The organism is Calothrix sp. FACHB-168, from assembly GCF_963889195.1.
In the GTDB taxonomy this organism is placed as follows: Bacteria; Cyanobacteriota; Cyanobacteriia; order Cyanobacteriales; family Nostocaceae; genus Aulosira; species Aulosira anomala_A.
Genome location: NZ_CAWPNJ010000001.1, coordinates 607,429 through 626,225, shown reverse-complemented (window position 1 = coordinate 626,225; position 18,797 = coordinate 607,429). Strand labels below are relative to the sequence as shown.

14 protein-coding genes and 1 pseudogene are annotated in these 18,797 nt (G+C 42.3%); 6 read left to right on the top strand and 9 right to left on the bottom strand.

The window, feature by feature from the left end; all coding sequences use genetic code 11:
* Positions 1-372: 372 nt before the first annotated feature.
* The 9 genes and pseudogenes from AACW45_RS02560 to AACW45_RS02520 all read right to left on the bottom strand — a co-directional run bounded on the left by AACW45_RS02560 (position 373) and on the right by AACW45_RS02520 (position 13,324).
* Entirely contained in the window at positions 373-834 is a 462-nt protein-coding gene (locus AACW45_RS02560) for a nitrate reductase associated protein (RefSeq protein ID WP_190627284.1), read from the bottom strand.
* Positions 835-999: 165 nt separating this feature from the next.
* Positions 1,000-1,452: pseudogene (locus AACW45_RS02555) on the bottom strand (phosphate-starvation-inducible PsiE family protein); the annotation flags it as partial.
* Between the two features lie 303 nt (positions 1,453-1,755).
* Positions 1,756-3,945: a molybdopterin oxidoreductase family protein gene (locus AACW45_RS02550; RefSeq protein ID WP_190627280.1), complete on the bottom strand. Its 2,190-nt coding sequence runs from the start codon at positions 3,943-3,945 to the stop codon at positions 1,756-1,758.
* A 247-nt stretch (positions 3,946-4,192) separates the two neighbouring features.
* Positions 4,193-5,695 (bottom strand): NarK family nitrate/nitrite MFS transporter, encoded by a 1,503-nt coding sequence (locus AACW45_RS02545; protein ID WP_190627278.1) that lies wholly within the window; start codon positions 5,693-5,695, stop codon positions 4,193-4,195.
* 501 nt (positions 5,696-6,196) lie between these two features.
* Positions 6,197-7,045: a nitrate ABC transporter ATP-binding protein gene (locus AACW45_RS02540; protein ID WP_190627275.1), complete on the bottom strand. Its 849-nt coding sequence runs from the start codon at positions 7,043-7,045 to the stop codon at positions 6,197-6,199.
* Between the two features lie 290 nt (positions 7,046-7,335).
* Positions 7,336-9,324 carry an ABC transporter ATP-binding/substrate-binding protein gene (locus AACW45_RS02535; protein ID WP_190627273.1) on the bottom strand — a complete coding sequence of 663 codons (1,989 nt, stop codon included), beginning with the start codon at positions 9,322-9,324 and terminating at the stop codon, positions 7,336-7,338.
* Between the two features lie 90 nt (positions 9,325-9,414).
* Positions 9,415-10,254, bottom strand: a complete 840-nt coding sequence (ntrB, locus tag AACW45_RS02530) for a nitrate ABC transporter permease (protein ID WP_190627271.1) — start codon at positions 10,252-10,254, stop codon at positions 9,415-9,417.
* Positions 10,255-10,311: 57 nt separating this feature from the next.
* Complete coding sequence (locus tag AACW45_RS02525; RefSeq protein WP_190627269.1) at positions 10,312-11,631, bottom strand: CmpA/NrtA family ABC transporter substrate-binding protein; 1,320 nt, start codon at positions 11,629-11,631, stop codon at positions 10,312-10,314.
* Positions 11,632-11,767: 136 nt separating this feature from the next.
* Positions 11,768-13,324 carry a ferredoxin--nitrite reductase gene (locus AACW45_RS02520; protein WP_190627267.1) on the bottom strand — a complete coding sequence of 519 codons (1,557 nt, stop codon included), beginning with the start codon at positions 13,322-13,324 and terminating at the stop codon, positions 11,768-11,770.
* 399 nt (positions 13,325-13,723) lie between these two features.
* Between AACW45_RS02520 and AACW45_RS02515 the strand changes: the two genes are divergently transcribed.
* The 6 genes from AACW45_RS02515 to AACW45_RS02490 all read left to right on the top strand — a co-directional run bounded on the left by AACW45_RS02515 (position 13,724) and on the right by AACW45_RS02490 (position 18,708).
* Entirely contained in the window at positions 13,724-14,149 is a 426-nt protein-coding gene (locus AACW45_RS02515; RefSeq protein ID WP_190627264.1) for a QcrA and Rieske domain-containing protein, read from the top strand.
* Between the two features lie 94 nt (positions 14,150-14,243).
* Positions 14,244-14,456: a hypothetical protein gene (locus AACW45_RS02510; protein WP_190627262.1), complete on the top strand. Its 213-nt coding sequence runs from the start codon at positions 14,244-14,246 to the stop codon at positions 14,454-14,456.
* Entirely contained in the window at positions 14,443-14,715 is a 273-nt protein-coding gene (locus tag AACW45_RS02505; protein ID WP_190627260.1) for a type II toxin-antitoxin system RelE family toxin, read from the top strand. The genes AACW45_RS02510 and AACW45_RS02505 overlap by 14 nt, the downstream gene beginning before the upstream one ends.
* A gap of 254 nt (positions 14,716-14,969) precedes the next feature.
* The gene (locus AACW45_RS02500) at positions 14,970-16,268 is read left to right on the top strand and encodes a HEAT repeat domain-containing protein (RefSeq protein ID WP_313933712.1); all 1,299 of its coding nucleotides are present in this window, start codon (positions 14,970-14,972) and stop codon (positions 16,266-16,268) included.
* A 136-nt stretch (positions 16,269-16,404) separates the two neighbouring features.
* The gene (locus AACW45_RS02495; protein ID WP_190627258.1) at positions 16,405-17,352 is read left to right on the top strand and encodes a LysR family transcriptional regulator; all 948 of its coding nucleotides are present in this window, start codon (positions 16,405-16,407) and stop codon (positions 17,350-17,352) included.
* Between the two features lie 282 nt (positions 17,353-17,634).
* Positions 17,635-18,708: an anthranilate phosphoribosyltransferase family protein gene (locus tag AACW45_RS02490; RefSeq protein ID WP_190627257.1), complete on the top strand. Its 1,074-nt coding sequence runs from the start codon at positions 17,635-17,637 to the stop codon at positions 18,706-18,708.
* The last annotated feature ends 89 nt before the right edge of the window (positions 18,709-18,797 follow it).

Below are 18,797 nucleotides of genomic sequence, written 5' to 3'. Positions count from 1 at the left end.
ACAATATAGCTTCACTCACTGCTCTAGAATCCGAATTTTCCTACGTAAAAACCAAAATTATGCGATCGCGCGCTGACAAGCTGTAGATTGCCAAGCACTCAGGCTGTATTTCTGGTTGATTTTGAGTTGAGGCTGTAGATGCTTAACGATCAATTGTCAACAAATTATAGACTATGGATTGTGGACTGTTGACAACCCTAACATTAAATGTTGTCCCAATTGTGTAACCCCAATACTATCTTGATGCTAGAGTTTATGTGATGAATTACACCACTAGGTTAGGAAAATTAATCTTTTCTTGTACCTAGTTTGAAAATATCGTTGACTGTTGACTGTTGACTGTTGACTGTTGATGCGTACTAGCCTCTAGTTTCAGAGTAAATGAAATTCTCTCGCCGCTTTGGGAAAGTTTTTGTTCTCATGTCCGGAACGGCTGAGTTTAATCAGCGCAAATCGCTGTAAAGGTGTTAGAGCTTCCCATTGTTGAGTTGCGATCGCAACACCTACTTCTTGAGCTTTTTCTTGAACGCTAGCTGGTAAATTAGTAGAGTCCATCCACTCCGGATGGGGTTCAATGGGTAATTGTTTAGCTGGTACACCTGTACGAGTGACAATTAACTGTTCGAGATAATGGCGATAAGATTGAATTTCTGTTTCTGTAGTGCAAGGTAATTCAACTAAAGCTTCTCGTTCAGCTTGAGACATTTGATGCCAATCAGACAACTTGAGCTTGATACCACAAGTATCTAGTTTGTAGCGCACTTGCATGGGGATGCAACGGAGGGATTCAACGAAATCTGCTTCAAAATCAAAGAAAGTTTGATGATTAGTCATTTGTCATTTGCAATCGACAAAAGGGGATATGGCAGCAGTATGAATTATTTATGTCTCTATTTCCCTAAGATATATATCTTGAAATCAAGAATGGTCTTTTCTGATTATCTTCTTGGATTTATCAAGTTCTTTATACACCAAAGGAGATGAGTTTACCTTATTTTTTCGAGAATGGGAATTGCTATAACGAATTATGAGATAACTAATTGATAGAGCTAAAACTGCTATACCTAAACCAATGATATCAATGCCTGATACTTTTTCTAGGTCAAGAATAATAATTTTTCTGGCGACAGCGATTAAAGATGTGACAATTACTAATTCTACCTGCACTACATGCTTGCGCAGGTAGGCAGTGATATTTTCTAAGATTTCTAAAGCAATCAAAATATTGAGAAATAACCCAAATATCTTAAATAAGGTAGTATTAAATTTGCCGTATGGGGTAGTAAATAACTCTTTTGCCAGAAAGATCACCAAATCTCCTAATGCTGCCAAAATTACCAATACCATTAATAAAGATAAAATCTTGGAAACTAGCACTTCGATATTTTCAATAAAGTGCATAAATTTCTCATCTTTGGTATTTTCTGCCAGATTTTTGAATAGTCTCCTCATTTGCTGCCCCTATTTTTTAGCTAACTTTAATTATCAAAAATAAAAATACAAATAAATCCTTGTAGGATAGGCACTGCCGATAACTTTCCCATTCAAGATTTGAGTGGATGTTAAGCAGTGCCCAACTTACTAGTGAATAATTGGCTTATTTGTGAAATTACTCTTTTTGATCCATAGTAAATATTCAAACATAAAACAAAAATCCTATAGATAAATCTAGAGGATTAAAAAAAATAATCGTAACGATTGAATATTAACTATGGGTTATATTCTCAATCAAAATTGAGAAATCTATTTAGCAGCTTACCATTGTGAGGACTGGAGTTGATAATTTTTAAATGTCACTTCCACAGACATGGGTACTAATTGTACTGCACAAGCTTTTAATTCTGGTTGTAATGAATCTGGGCAAGATTCGGGATGGGTGAGGGCGTTAGCTTCTGCCTCATTTGCCCAAAGTACGCCCCAGTGCATCGGGACAAATACGGTACCAGGGGCGATCGCTTTTGTAACTTTAGCAGGAAATTTGGCTTTACCGCGACGCGATCGCACTTCTAACAACTGGTTATCTGTAATCCCCAATTTAGCAGCATCACGGGGATGAATCTCAATAAACGGATCGGGGTGCATTTGGCGAATTTTTTCAATCCGTCCGGTACGGGTTTGGGTGTGCCAATGTCCGTATAGGCGTCCTGTGGTCAGTACAAAGGGATAATTAGGATCTGGTGGTTCCGCTAATCCCCGTGAGTGATACGCTCCGAACCGCGCCCTGCCATCAGGGGTGTGAAAGCGGAGATTTGTGTAGAGGCGCTTTCTTTCATGTCTCGGCGTTTCTGCTGCTTCTGGATGAGGCCATTGAGTGGGGCCAAACTGTTGCAATCCTTCATGACTAATACCAGTCATTTCACAGGGGCGATCGCGAGTTAAGCGGACAAATTCTGCATAAACTTCTGCGGAGTTAGCATAGCTAAATTCTTTGATAAAACCTAATCTCCGTCCAACTTCGGCAAAAATTTCCCAATCTGCTTTAGCTTCTCTCGGCGGTTGGCGGAATGCTTGACAGAGAGTGACTGTGCGCTCGGAATTAGTCATTACCCCAGTTTTTTCACCCCATTGCGCCGCAGGTAACAGAACGTGAGCGTAAGCAGCCGTTTCCGTCGGATAATAGGCATCTTGATAGATAGTAAAAGGCGATCGCAACAATGCCTTTTTAGTCCGTTCTAAATCTGGCATACTCACAGCTGGGTTAGTAGCCGCTATCCAGAGTAACCCCACTGAGCCATCTTCTAACCCAGTAATCATATCCCACGCCGTTAAACCGGGATTTGGTGAAATTTGTCCTCGCTGCAATCCCCAAAAATCCTCAACCTCAGCGCGGTGCTGGGGATTTTTCACCAAACGATAACCGGGTAATAAATGCGCTAAACCGCCAGCTTCCCTTCCCCCCATTGCATTGGGTTGACCGGTCAAAGAAAAAGGCCCGGCTCCCGGTTTACCAATTTGTCCTGTCATCAGGTGCAGGTTAATAATTGTTCTGACCTTCGCTGTACCTTCGCTGGATTGATTCACACCCATCGACCACAGAGACAACACCCTCTCGGATTGACTCCAATAACGCGCGGCTGTTTCCAAATCTGCAACGCTAATACCGCAACGATCTGCCACGATATCGGGAGCATAATGACGAATAACCTCTGCATAAGCCGGAAAGTTACTCGTACAGTCGTCAATAAACCCAACATCAAGAGCATTACCACGCATCAATAGGTAAGCAATACCATTTAACAAGTCAATATCTGTACCCGGACGAATAGCTAAATGTAAATCGGCTGCTTCTGCGGTGGGTGTGCGTCGAGGATCGACAACAATCATTTTGACTTTGCGATTTTTCTTGTGATACTTCGCCAAGCGATTGAAGACTATCGGATGACATTCAGCAGCATTCGTACCAATTAAAAATGCACAGTCGGTTAACTCTAAATCGTCGTAACAACAAGGAGGGCCATCTGCGCCAAAGCTTTGAATATAGCCAGATACAGCGCTGGACATACATAAACGCGAATTAGCATCAAAATTATTACTGCCCAGACATCCTTTCATCAGTTTTTGGGCGATGTAATAATCCTCTGTTTGAAATTGTCCAGAACCGTACATACAGATAGCTTCTGAACCTTGGGTATAACGCACCGTTTGAATGCGCTTGGTAATGATATCAAACGCTTCATCCCAACTGACGCGCCGAAATTCTTGATCTAAAGAGTCTCGCACCATTGGGTAATGGAGCCTATTTTTATCCAACGATTCAGCGATAGTTGCACCTTTAACACAAACCATCCCCTGATTAGATGGGTGTGCTTTATCTCCTCGCACGCGCCAAATTGGAGTTCCTTGACTATCCCGATTAGTCGCTTTTCCATGTTGCGCTGGGGGCGAAACTTCTAAGCCACAGCCAACGCCGCAGTAAGGACAAAGGGTTTTGGTAAATTCACTCATAATGGCAATTAAGTAGGGACTAGGGGCTAGGGAGTAGTAGTCTGGCAAGGGAACTATGCTAGGTGCATCACATTTTCTCGTTCTCTTCTTTTCCTCTTTCTTTGAGTACTTCGTGTCTTCTCTGCGAGACGCTTCGCGAACGCGGTTCGTTTTTTACCAATCATATTTAATGGGACAGACCACTAGGGGCTAGGGATTAGGGATACACATAACAGGTGAAAAATCACCCATGCCCAATGCCCTAAAATTACTCTTCAGCTAAAATCTGTGGAGGTGGTGCGATTGTTTCTGATGAGTTGCTTTCATAAGCACCAGCGAAGGAATTTTGCGGTTCTTTGAGGAAGAAAGCACACATAAAGGCGCAAATTAAAGCGGCTATACCCATTGTGGTAAAGAGGGTTGATGCATCGGTGAGGCTGAAAATCGTGAGGTATACTACACCACCAAAATTCCCGTAAGCACCGACATTCCCGGCAATTTGTCCGGTAGCTTCTTTTTTAATTAGAGGTACAATGCCGTAGGTAGCACCGCAGCCAGCTTGAGCAAAGTAAGCAGCGAACATTGTAACTGCGATCGCTAACGGAATTGGCCAGCTACTACTAATAAAATGTGCCATTAAATAACCGACACCAATACCAGCGCTAATAATTGTCATTGTCCATTTGCGCGAGCCAAATTTATCAGAAATTAAGCCACCACTAGGACGAGAAATTAAGTTTAAAAAGGGATATGTTGCAGCAATCATCCCTGCGACTACATGCTCTAAGGCAAAGGTTTTTTCAAAGAACGCTGGGAGCATAGAAACTACTGCTAATTCACTACCAAAGTTAGTTACATAAGTGAATTCAAGTAATGCAACTTGGTTAAAATGATAGCGTTGCAAAGCTGGGTAAGTTTTCTTTCCTATTAGCAATTCTTTGTTAACTTGATAAGCTTTATAGGTTTGGTAAGCGAATAATCCTGCTAAGAGAAACCAAACCAAATACATTTGACTTAAAGTCAAAAAATGAATATTCTTTTGTTCTAAACGCCAAGCTAATAAACCCAAGGCAAATATTAACCCAAAATTGGAGATAATCATTGCCCAGAAGCTTTTAATGCTAGTTACTTCTAAAGCACCATTTTTCTTCGGTTTTTTGTAAACTTTACCAGTAGGTGTATCTTGAACGCTGTTGTAATAAATTACGCCGTAGATAGCAGCAACAATTCCTGTAAGTGCGATCGCAAATCGCCAGTTAGAAGCGCCACCAGCTAAAAAGCTTGTCGCTACAGCAATCATTGGTAGAGCGAATTCTGCACCAAAAGCACCAAAATTACCCCAACCGCCATAAATACCTTGAGCGCTTCCCATCTCTTTAGGTGGGAACCATTCAGCTACCATGCGGATACCGACAACGAACCCAGAACCCACAATTCCCATTAGTAAGCGACTGATTACTAATTGATTAAAATCCTGTGATAATGCTGTTGCTAAACAAGGAACAGCCGCAAACATTAATAGTATTGAATAGGTAATTCTGGGGCCAAAACGATCCAGTAACATTCCAATAATTAACCTTGCTGGAATTGTCAAAGCGAGGTTACAAATGCCCAAAGTTTTAATTTGCTCAGGTGCTAAATGTAATTGCTTACCGATAGTTGTGGCAAAGGGAGCAAAGTTAAACCAACAGACAAAGGTGAGAAAAAAGGCAAACCAAGTCTGATGCAGGATACGATAGCGATCCCTGAATGAAAATAATCCTTTGAGCATTCAAAGTTTCCTCAATTACAAAATTGCATGGAGCAATACAGGGATAATGTTTAATTACCCTGATGAATTTAGATATTTTTCGTTATTTATTGGTGCTGGATTTAAATCTAAAATTCTTACTCCCTGATTAGTGGAATATTCGGGAGTACGTAAGATGTTGTTAATACTAAATTATGCTTACCTAACAGGTTGATTTGTATCTACAATTACAGTTTGTTAGTATTAATGTAAAAATGGCATCGGAGCTATGCGTTAAAAATCATACTTCTACCAATTCTATGTGAGGCTAAAAATTAACGCCCTCAGGCTGTAAGCCTGGGGCTATCATTACAAAGCCTGCCTGCGCAGGCTAGATTATATGCATCTTCATATTGGATTGGTATCAATACTGCTCGGTTGAGGAACGAAACCCAACCTACGCGGGTTAAGGTTTTTGAGCTTAACCGAGCAGTATTGGGATTGGTATTCAATACCTTTGCCAAAGAATTTTTCTAATTTTGATTACTCATCATCGTGAGCGTAACGGCGATACAAGAAGTCTAAAGCATAGTTCCGCAAGTTATAGTATTCTGGGTCTTCCATGATGCGGCGACGATTGCGGGGACGAGCGAAGGGAATCTCTAATATTTCCCCAATTTGCGCAGATGGGCCATTTGTCATCATGACTACTCTGTCGGCTAAGAATAGAGCTTCATCAATATCATGGGTAATCATCAAGACGGTAACTTGGTGATCGCGCCAGATTTGCAGTAGTTCTTCTTGTAATTCTTCTTTGGTGATGGCGTCTAATGCACCAAAGGGTTCATCGAGAATCAGAACTTGGGGACGAATGGAGAGAGCGCGAGCGATCGCAACTCGCTGTTTCATTCCCCCAGAAATTTGGCTGGGTTTTTTATCAGCAGCTTCTGTTAACCCTACCATCGCTAAATGTTCTCTGACAATTGCTCTTTTTTCGGCTTGGGGTTTTTTCGGAAATACTGAATCTACCGCTAGGTAAACGTTATCAAAGACGTTTAGCCAAGGTAAAAGGCAATAGTTTTGGAATACCATCATTCTATCGGGGCCTGGTTCGGTGATGGGTTGGTCTTGCAAAAGAACAACGCCATCGGTGGGGGTGTTGAACCCGGATATCATGTTGAGTAAGGTTGATTTACCGCAGCCAGAATGACCAATGATGCAAACAAATTCACCTTCACGAACTTTTAGGTCAATTCCGTCTAATACGGTGTAAGGGCCTTCGGGGGTGGGGTAAATTTTGCTTACGCCTTCGATTACGAGAAAGTTTTCGGCTTTCTTTGGTTGTAGGTGGTTGGTTTGGGTTGTATTGGTGGTTTTTTTGGCTGTTTGCATGGTTATTTGATATTTAAGCTAGTTATTTGTAAAATCTCTTCTCTGCGCCTCTGTCTTGAAAAGTTCTGATCGGAGGAAACCTCCGCTCAGACTTTTCGCTGCGTCTCTGCGTGAGATAAATCATCTGGCAATTATGCAATGCTAAAAAACGAACCGCGTTCGCGAAGCGTCTCGCAGAGAAGACACGAAGTACACGAAGAAAGAAATAAGAAGAGAAAGAGAAAATGAGTTTAGCGAGTAATATTCATGCAATAGATCAATGCTATTGACTATTGACCATTGACCATTGACTAAATAAATACTTCTTCAACACGGACTTGGCGTTTGATTTCCAAGCTGTTGAGGTATTCTAGTGGCTCTGATGGGTTAAAAACTTTACCATCAAATAAATGAATGGGATCGTCTTGACCGATGTCGAGAATGCCAAGATCGCGTGCAGCTGCGCCGAATATGTCTGTGCGACAAACTCGGTCAATTACTTCTACCCAGTTTTTGGGGAAGCTGACTAAACCCCAACGTGCTAGCTGAGTTACCATCCATAACAATTCGGTGCGGTTGGGATAGTTGGTTTGATTGAGGTAAAACTGGTTATATCTGGCTAATTCTTGGGGTGCTGTACCGTCACCGCGATCGTAGGGATCGGTAAAACCAGGACGGATGTATGCAGGATTTGTATTTAGGTATTCAGGACGACAGATTAATTCGACAATTTCTTCGCGGTTGCGGAAGTCGTCGCAGTATTTACAAGCTTCTAAGAGGGCTTTGACTAAAGCTAGATAAGTTTCTGGATATTTCTGCGCCCATTCTTCCCGCACTCCCAAGACTTTTTTCGGCTGTCCTGACCAAATTTCTAAGGCGGTAGCAGCGATAAAGCCGACATCTTCATGAACAGCACGGTAGTTCCAAGGTTCGCCAGCACAGTAACCGTCAATATTGCCGGCTTTGAGTTGGGAAACCATTTCTGTGGGCGGGATGACTGTCAGGCTAACGTCTGTGTCGGGATCGATTCCCCCGGCTGCTAACCAGTAACGCAGGATGAGGTTCTGCATGGATGTGGGGTGGACGATTCCCAAGGTTAAAATTTGGTCGGGAGAAGCGTTAATTGCTGCTTTTAAGTCAGCGAGGGTTCTCACGCCTTGGCTATATAATCTTTTGCTGAATGTGATGGCGTTAGCGTTGCGGGAAAGGTTTAAGGCGTTGACTATAGGAATGGACTTTTTACCACCAGCGCCTAAAGTGAGGGCGAGGGGCATACCGGCTACCATTTGGGCTGCGTCTAATCTGCCAGTACCTACGCCTTTGGCGATGTCTTTCCAACTGGTTTCGCGGCTGAGGGTGATTTGTTCTAAGCCGTATTGGGCAAAGAAACCTTTTTCTTGAGCCACAATTAATGGTGCTGCATCGGTGAGGGGTAAAAAGCCGATGTCTAGATTTACCTTTTCTAAGCCGTTGCGGGAGATGATGACGGGTGCTTGAGTTTGTGCAGCTTGGCGTTTTTTTGCTTGTTTTTGCTGATTGAGGAAGTAAATCATTTCGTTCCGCAGATTGTAGTAGCTGGGATGATTTACGACTTCTAAACGCTGGCGGGGGCGGGGGATGGGGACTTCGAGAATTTGTCCAATGTGGGCTTCTGGCCCATTGGTGAGCATGACGATGCGATCGCTCAACAATAACGCCTCATCGACATCATGTGTCACCATCACGCAAGTAACGTTGTGTTCGTTGCAGATTTTCATTAGTTGTTGTTGCAAACTCCCCCTTGTTAGGGCATCCAAAGCACCAAAGGGTTCATCTAGCAATAACAACTTAGGACGGGTAGCCAAAGCACGCGCGATCGCAACTCGCTGTTTCATTCCTCCAGATAGTTCGCTAGGGCGTTTATTCGCGGCGAGGCGCAACCCTACCATATCGATATGTTCTTCAACAATCCCCCGGCGATCGCCTTTTGGCTTATCTTTATAAACTTCATCCACAGCTAGGGCGATGTTTTCCCGTACTGTCAACCAGGGAAGCAGGGAGTAATTTTGAAATACTACCATCCTATCTGGGCTGGGTTCTCTAACTTCTCGCCCTTCCAAAGTTACGCCGCCAATGCTGGCTTGATCTAAACCTGCGATGATATTCAGCAAGGTAGATTTACCACAACCAGAATGCCCAATGAGTGAAACAAACTCGCCTTGTTTAATTTTTAATTCAATATTTTTCAGGGCAATATATTTGCTGCCATTGGGTAAATCAAACACCCGATCCACATGATCGACTTCTACAAAAGTAGTCATTGTTATTAGTCCTTAGTCATTCGTCATTGGTCATTTGTCAAGAATCAAGAGTCAATAATCTACTTTTGACTATTGACTTTGGACTATTGACTACTTCTGATCTGCTACAACTTTGCTAGCGATAAAACCTACTAATCTATCTAACATTAAGCCCACTAAACCAACGTAGATAAGGGCTAAGATAATTTCACTTAAATTGGTCTCTGTCGTTGTGTTATAGGCATCCCAAATAAATGAGCCAATCCCGACGCCACCAACTAACATTTCTGCCGCGACAATTGCTAACCAAGATAAGCCAATTCCGATACGTAAGCCTGTGAAGATATAGGGAACAGTAGCAGGAAAAACTATTTTCCAGAAATACTTAAAACCTTTGAGTCGTAAAACTCTGGCTACATTTACGTAGTCTTGGGGAATTTGTTGAACGCCAACTGTAGTGTTAATAATAATCGGCCAAATCGAGGTAATAAAAATGACGAAAATTGCTGAGGGGTTAGCTTGTTGAAATGCTGCCAGTGAGATAGGTAACCAAGCTAACGGCGGTACAGTGCGCAGTACTTGAAATAGGGGATCGACAGCATTAAATAGTAGGGGATTAGCACCGATGACAATTCCTAAACTAATACCAACAATTGCTGCTAGAGAAAATCCTAAACCGACTCGACCTAAACTATTGAGGATTTGCCAACCTAAACCTTTATCACTTTCACCATTATCAAAAAATGGCTGAATAATAAACGGATTCCAAGTTTCTTGTATTGTTTCAATGGGGCCTGGTAACTTAAAGCTAGGATTTAAACAAAGTAGCTGCCAAATCACCAGAAAAACTGCTAGCGCTGCTATTGGTGGCGCAATTTTTCGCCAGAATAATTTACTAATAGCTTTTTGGGACTTTTTTTTGCTAATCCGAATGCCCGCAATAGCTGTCATTTTTCTTTTCTCCTGTGTAATTTTAGTTGATTCAACAAACAGCGATCGCAGTTATGATTAAACTTTTTTAATCTTCAAACTATTGAGATATTCTTCTGGTTTCTCTGGATCGAATTTCACACCATCAAAGAAAGTCTCAACTCCCCGCGAACTACTAGTAGGAATTTCCGCAGCAGGTACATTAATTGCTTGGGCGGCTTTTTTCCATAAGTCTTCTCTATTTACTTGATCGACAATTTCTTTGACTTTGGTATCTTTTGGCAAATAGCCCCAGCGAATATCTTCTGTTAAAAACCAAGTATCGTGACTCTTATAAGGATAAGAAGCATTATCAGCCCAGAATTTCATGCTATTGGCGAAATTTTTCTCTGTACGTCCATCACCGTAGTCAATATTACCTTTAGACCTTTCTAAAATATCTGCTGCGGCAACATTAAAGTATTTGCGATCGGCACAGATTTTGCACATTTCCTCTTTATTTTCTGCCTTATCGCACCATTGTTGTGCTTCTAAAACTGCCATTAATAATGCTTGTGCGGCGTTAGGATTTTTATCAACCCAATCTTTGCGCATAGCGAAGGCTTTTTCTGGATGATCTTTCCATAATTCGCCTGTAACTAAAGCTGTATAACCTAACTTTTGGCTTACCAATTGAGCATTCCAAGGTTCGCCTACACAAAAAGCATCAACTGTACCAACTTTCATATTGGCTACCATTTGTGGTGGTGGTACAGGTTCCAAAACTACATCTTGATCGGGGTTAATTCCGCCAGCAGCTAACCAATAGCGCATCCATAAATCGTGGGTTCCACCAGGAAATGTTATCGCCATTTTCATGGATTTTTTATCAGCTTTAGCTTTTTCCGCAGCCTCTTTTAAAGCTTTACTTTCTAAGCCGACTTTAAAATCTTTCAATTTATTAGCAACAGAAATAGCTTGCCCGTTAGTATTTAACCGCGCCAAGAGATACATGGGGACTTTATCATTAATTGTCATCAGGTAAGGCATGGGGCTGAGGATATGCGCCCCATCGATACCATCACCTGAAGAACCAATTTTTAAGTTATCGCGGGTGACAGGCCAAGATTTTTGCTTGATGACTTCAACATCAGTCATGCCGTATTTAGCAAAGAAGCCCTTTTCTTTAGCAATAATCAGAGGTGCGGCGTCTGTCAGGGGGATAAATCCTAACTTGGCTTTGGTTGTTTCAACTTTAGGCGCATTAGCTGAGGTAGAAACATTAGCGGCTGGCGCTGCTGAGGGAGATTGTTCGCTCGTTGTACTGGAATTACTAGAAGAACAACCATGAGCCAAGATAGAAGCCGCAGCCGCAGCCGTGGAAGCGAAAATAAATTTTCTACGCGAGAGATTAGTCATTGGTTAGTTGTTAGTGGTAATGGGCATGGGGCATGGGGCATGGGGCAATTCAATTTTGGATTTGCGATTTTGGATTGGGTTTGAATCTAAAATCTAAAATCTAAAATCTAAAATTCCTTGTCTCCCTTGTCCTTGTCTAATGGGTAACTAAGGCTTCTGCTTTGAGCTTTGCGCCGAAATGCTGGATGAGTAAATCTTGTAATACTGGCTGTAAGTCTTCGCAGGGTATGCCTTTGGTAACGCATGTTCCCAAATGGGCATCTTTGCCGACTTTACCGCCCATGTAGATGTCAACCCCTTCTAAGGTTTTGCCGTTTTTACGGGTTTTCGTTCCCATTAAGCCGATATCGGCTACTTGTGGTTGTCCGCAGGAGTTAGGACAGCCAGTCCAGTGAATGCGGACAGGGCGGGTGAGAATTAACTCAGATTCCAAGGCTTGAATGGTGGCTAAAGCGCGGTTTTTGGTTTCAATTAGGGCAAAGTTGCAAAATTGTGCGCCTGTGCAAGAAACTAGCGATCGCGTTAATAACCCTGGATTAATGGCAAATCTTTCTAGTAGTGGTTCAGCTAAAAATGTTGCTAACCGCGAATCGGGAATGTTGGGAATAATTACGTTCTGTTCTACCGTCAACCGGATTTCACCGTTGCCGTAAACTGAGGCTAAACGGGCAATTTCAAACATATCCCCAGCGTAAAACCGCCCGACAGGAATATGTAAGCCTACGTAATTTAATCCTGGTTGCTTTTGTTTGTATACACCAACATGATCGCGCTTTTCCCAGTCGATTTCGTCTTTTGGTGCTGCGGGTAAAAATGCTTTCCCTAAACGGTGTTCGACTTCCAAGCGGAATTTATCTAAACCCCATTCGTCAATTAACCACATCAGCCGCGCTTTTTGGCGATTAGCACGGAAGCCGTTGTCACGAAATACTTCGACGATCGCTCTACAGACTGCAACCACATCTGTCGGTGCAACCCAAGCATTTAAGGGAATTGCTGCTTCACAACGCTTGGCTGAGAAAAATCCGCCTACTAGGATATTAAAGCCTAATATACCTTCTTTAAACGCAGGAACGAAAGCTAAATCGTTAATTTCGGCATGGACAGAGTTATCTCTTCCACCTGTAATGGCAATATTAAACTTACGGGGAAGATTGGTAAACTCTGGATTGCCTTGACCTTTGTTGGTCAACATATCCTGAATTTGTTGCACCAATTCCCGCGTATCAAACAATTCATCCGCATCTAATCCCGCTACCGGATCGCCTGTGATGTTGCGGATGTTATCCATCCCCGATTGAATGCTGGTTAAACCAACGGTGTGCATTTTATTGAAGATTTCGGGTAAATCTTCAATTCTGATACCCCGCAATTGGATATTCTGGCGGGTGGTAATATCAGCACTACCATCATCACCGTAACGCTGCACTACTTCTGCTAACACCTGCATTTGATCGCTGGTGAGAATACCGTTAGGTATCCGCATCCGCATCATAAATTTACCAGGGGTGACTGGGCGAAAAAATACACCCACCCACTTCAGGCGATGATCGCGATCTGTTTCATCCATTGCTTCCCAGCCAAGGTTAGCAAATTTTTCTATCTCACCTTTGACGGTAAGTCCATCTTTTTCAGCCTTGAATTTCTCGAACTTATTGAGGCTGGCTGTAGTGCTAGTTGCTGTGTCTGTCATGAGCTGACTCTCATTGCAAGTTTTGAATCCCGGACAACCAAAGCGAGTTTTTGCCCATCATGAATTAACCCGTAGTTTGACCATTCCTCTGTCTACTAGGGCAAAAGCAGTGATAATCTATATATGGGTATTTGGTGCGGAAATGATTGCTTTAGGAAAAATGTTTCCGTGTATTCATTTGGTAGTTGTGTAAGGAATGTTCGGGTACTGAAAGTGTAACGATTTACATACTATTAAGGTTAAGGGTGGATTTTCGCTAAAATCGTATAAATCGCTACGAAAATTTAAAGTAATTGCCAAAAATGTAATCGTCAGATGCATTTTCTGCATAATATAATCGCTGATGGAAAGCGATCGCTATTCCGCCAAACTTCAAAATTCTTAAAAGTAACATTTCTCATGAAACGTCGTGATTTCATTAATTGGGTAGGTTTAGGTTTACTAGCGAGTTCTTTACCTGTAGCCATCGCCGCTTGTTCTGAGCAAACAGCCACACCAGAAGCAAAATCTACAGGCGATAGTGGTTGGCAAAAAGTAGGCTCTGTAGCAGAATTAGATAAAAGCGGTCAGTTATTGGCGAAAGACTCTCCAGTTGGTGCTGTCTTAGTAATTGGTAAATCGCAAGCAGCCAATTTGATTGCTGTAAACCCTAACTGCACTCATAAAGGTTGTCCCGTTACATGGAATGAAGCCGGGAAAAAATTTACCTGTCCTTGTCATGACTCAGAATTTGCCACAGATGGTAAAGTTCTAAAAGGCCCTGCCGATAAACCGCTAAAAACCTACGCCGCTAAAATTGAAGGCGATGCAGTTGTAGTGAAGTAATAGCGTTAACTTCTACTATTTGTATCCAAGAAATACTGAGTAATTGTGTTTATACGACATCATCTTTTGTATTGACTTATTCAAAAACAAAAAAATGCTAGAAATAACCAAAAATTACGTCATGGATGAAAATCAGCAACCTATTGCTGTACAAATTCCTATTGCTGACTTTGAAAAAATTGAAGAAATATTAGAAAACTACGGCTTGGTAAAGTTAATGGCAGAGTCGGAAGATGATGAACGCCTTTCTAAAGATGAAGCATTGAAATATTACCAATATTTGAAAACTCAGAATGTGGAAAGTTGAATATACTAAAAGGTTTTTAAAAGATTTGGTGAATTTACCAGAAGATGTTCGAGAAAGGATAGAACCAATTGTCTTTCAAGAACTAGAGTCAGAAAATCCCTTTGAATTAGGTTATTTACAAAAAATGCAGGGCTACGATGATAAATATAAGATTCGCGTAGGCAATTACAGAATAGGTATTACTGTTGATAAAGAAACACAAACATTAATTTGCCAACGAGTCGCACATCGTAAAGATATTTATAGGATTTTTCCTTAATCTGTACCTCACGCCTCTGCAATCTGCTGTAAGTGTTGTCTTGCTAAATACTTGCTTTGATGTGGTAGCGCTCAATTAGCTTTGATATCCTTGGATTTTCGCCGTAAATAAATTCTATCGTTTCAACAATAAAATAAAATATTAGAACTGGCGAACAATTAAAACAACATAAAAGCAGCAAGCAGGTTTAATATGTCCGTCGGTAGTAGTGTATGAGAGTATGCAAATTAGCAGTATAGGGGTTTTGAAGAGTTGTGAATAACATCAACCAGCTTTTGATGCAGGCGCAGTTAGCACATGACGCTGCTGATTGGTCATCGCTGATTCTATATTTACAACAGTTGACTTTAAAAGTAAACTCTAAAAATCCAGAAATTGAGCAAAATCGCGAGCAATGGCTGGAATTAGCAATGGCGATTTTAGAACAGGGAGATTTTCAGCAACGCTGGGAGATTACCAAAGTTTTTACCCAGTTGGGTGATATGGCGATCGCACCATTAATTGCCATCTTAGAAGATGAAGATGCAGAAGAAGAAGTACGCTGGTATGCAGCGCGAATTTTAGGCGAGTTTCAGCAACCGGATACCATTGTTTCTTTGGTGCAATTGCTGAAAACCAGCGATAATCAAGAACTCAAGTTAATGGTTGCTACTGCTTTGGGTCAAATGGATACTTTAGCAATTGCGGAACTTACTGAACTATTGGCAGAGGAAAGTACCAGATTGTTAGCAGTGCGATCGCTTACTTACATCCGCCGTAAAGAAACGATTGCACCTCTGTTAACTGTGGTGGAAGACACCCAACCTACAATCAGGTTAGCAGCCATTGAAGCCCTCAGCAGCTTTCATGATGAACGCATCCCGCCAGTATTATTAAAAGCTTTAGATGATTTCTCTACTCCCGTAAGACTCGCCGCCGTGCAAGGTTTAGCTTCTCGCGCTGATTTATGTCAAACATTAGATTTGGTGACTCAGCTGCAACCTAAACTCCATGACTTAAGCGAAGATGTAGCTTGTGCAGCAGCCATAGCTTTATCGCGGATGGGTAGTGACAAAGCTGCTGATTGCTTATTTCCAGTACTGCTATCACCCTACTCATCGGTAAAGCTGCAATTAGAAATTATTCGCGCTTTAAGTTGGTTAGAGACTGCTACAGCGTTAAAGTATCTGCAACAAGCATTTGCACAAATGAAATCAGAAAGATTGTGGCAAGAAATTGTGACAGTTTTAGGGAGAGTGCAAAAACCAGAATTAACTGCACTAGCCACAGAAATTTTACTAGAAATCTTGCAATCTCACCATCCAGCTAAAGAAATTGCCCATATTAAAAGTGCGATCGCGCTGGCTTTAGGACATTTAGGTAATATCCAGGCGATTGAACCCTTAATTTTACTGTTAGCCGATCCTGAACCAGCCGTGAGACTTCATGCGATCGCGGCTTTGAAAAATCTTGCACCAGAAAGCGCCCATCAACAATTACAGCAGCTAGCGAACGATACTGCGATCGCATCCGATTTACAAACAGGAGTAGCGATCGCTTTAGCTGAATGGTAAATAATTCCTGGATGACTGGAGAAAAATTTACATTAAAATATTGCAAAGCTCACCACTTGTAACAAACTGTACCAAATTGAGGTAAAAAAACCGTTAAGTTAATGGAAGCCATAAATGTAATTCAGGCTACAAAAAAATGCGACTAGAGCAGTTGCAAGCTTTTATAGCGATCGCGGACACCGGCAGCTTTCAACAAGCAGCACGTAAATGTGGGGTAACCCAATCGACCATCAGCCGCCAAATCCAGGCATTAGAAGCCGATTTGGGCATAGAACTGTTTCATCGCAGCACTCACGCCAAGTTAACCTTGGGAGGTGAACGATTACTTCCTCGCGTGCGCAAAATTTGTCAAGAATGGCAAGTTGCAACTGAGGAATTAACAGATTTAATTGCTGGGAAGCAGCCAGAATTGTGCATTGCGGCAATTCACTCTTTGTGCGCCTCCTACTTACCACCAGTGTTGCAGCAATTTTGCCGCGACTATCCAGATGTGCAATTGCGCGTCACCTCCTTAGGTAGCGATCGCGCTTTAAAAGTCCTTAAAGACGGCTTGGTAGATTTAGCAATTGTGATGAACAATCGCTTTTTAACTACAGGGCGGGAAATGGTAGTAGAAGTACTCTATGAAGAACCGATAGAAGTTCTTACCTCAGCTAAACATCCATTAGCCCAATATGAATGTATTCCTTGGTCGGAATTAGTGCGTTATCCCCAAGTAGTCTTTAAAGATGGTTATGGGATGCAACGCTTAATCCAAGATAGATTTGAGCGACTAGAAGCCAACCTGCAAGCGGCTTTAGAAGTCAACACCCTAGATGCTTTCCGGGGAGTAGTGCGTCAAGGCGAACTCATAGCTTTGCTACCCCATTCGGCATTAATGGAAGCCCAACTTGACCCGACTTTAGCAGTCCGCCCTTTAGCCAGTAATAATAATGGTACTGTACCCGACACTTCTAGCTTAACCCGTCGGGTAGTCATGGTAACAACTGGCGATCGCTTACAAATTCCCCCAATCAAACACTTTTGGCAACTAGTACGCGACAATATCCCACCACAAATTAATCAACAGCGATCGGCTTCTTAAAGCTATCATGAGTCAAACAATTTTAGATTTTGGATTTTAGATTTTAGATTGACCCCGACCACAAGGGTACGGAGCTTGGAGATTTTAGATTGACGATTTGAGATTTATTTCGCCCTCAAGGGGCGGGGCATGAACCAAAAAACCTCAATCCAAAATCCAAAATTTAAAATCTAAAATTCGGAGGGTCAAAAGTCCCAAATCAAAAGTCCGAAGTCTCAGTACTATTGACTAATGACCGTTGACCATTGACTATTGACTATTGACCATTGACTGTTGACTCCTATGAGCAATCTATTTAGGCAATTTCTGCAAAAGGTTGGTAGTGGAAATCATACAGGAGAAAATTTAACTCGGACTGAAGCTGCAACAGCTACCAAAATGATATTGCTAGGTGAAGCGACCCCAGCCCAAATTGGGGCGTTTCTCATTGCTCACCGCATCAAACGTCCTACAGCAGACGAGTTAGCGGGAATGTTAGATGCTTACAACGAACTAGGGCCAAAACTTCAACCCATCGCTACTGAGAAACCAGTCATCGTTTTTGGTATTCCTTATGATGGCAGAACCCGCACTGCGCCAATTAGCCCAATTACAGCTTTATTATTAGCTGCTGTAGGTCAACCTGTGTTGATGCATGGAGGCGATCGCTTACCGACAAAATACGGTTTACCCTTAGCAGAAATTTGGCAGGGTTTAGGAGTCAATTGGACAAGCTTGTCATTAGAAAAAACCCAGCAGGTATTTGCAGAAACTGGCATTGGCTTTGTTTATACGCCTCAGCATTTTCCCTTAATTAACAGTCTTTGGGAATACCGCGACCAGCTAGGCAAACGTCCGCCCTTCGCCACAATGGAGTTAATTTGGTGTCCTTACGCCGGGGATGTACATATAATTCCTGGGTTTGTCCATCCACCAACAGAAGCCTTATTTCAATCCACGCTTGGGTTCCACAACATCACAAAATATACCTTGGTTAAGGGATTGGAAGGTAGCTGCGACTTACCACGCGATCGCACAGCGATTATCGGCTTATCATCCCCAACAGGAGAAATAGAAAGACTGCACCTTGCACCCCGTGATTATGATATCCCAGCGAAAAACGTCCCCCTGGGCACAACAGAAGAACTGCTGACGGAAATGCAAGCGGTTTTAGCAGGTACAGCCACAGAATTAATGGAAACCGCCTTATGGAATGGTGGATTTTATCTATGGCGCAGTGGTATTTCTCCCGATATGCGATCGGGTATAGCCACAGCCAAAGAATTATTTATGAGTGGCGCAGTAGCAGACAAACTCAAACAACTCAGTCAATTGTCCAGAGTCAGTTGTCAGTTGTCGGTTGTCAATGGGCAATAGTCAGAGACAGAGACGCGATGAATCGCGTCTGTACAATTGTCGGTTGTCTTCCTTATCGCCTCATCTTCCCATGCCCAATGCCCAATGCC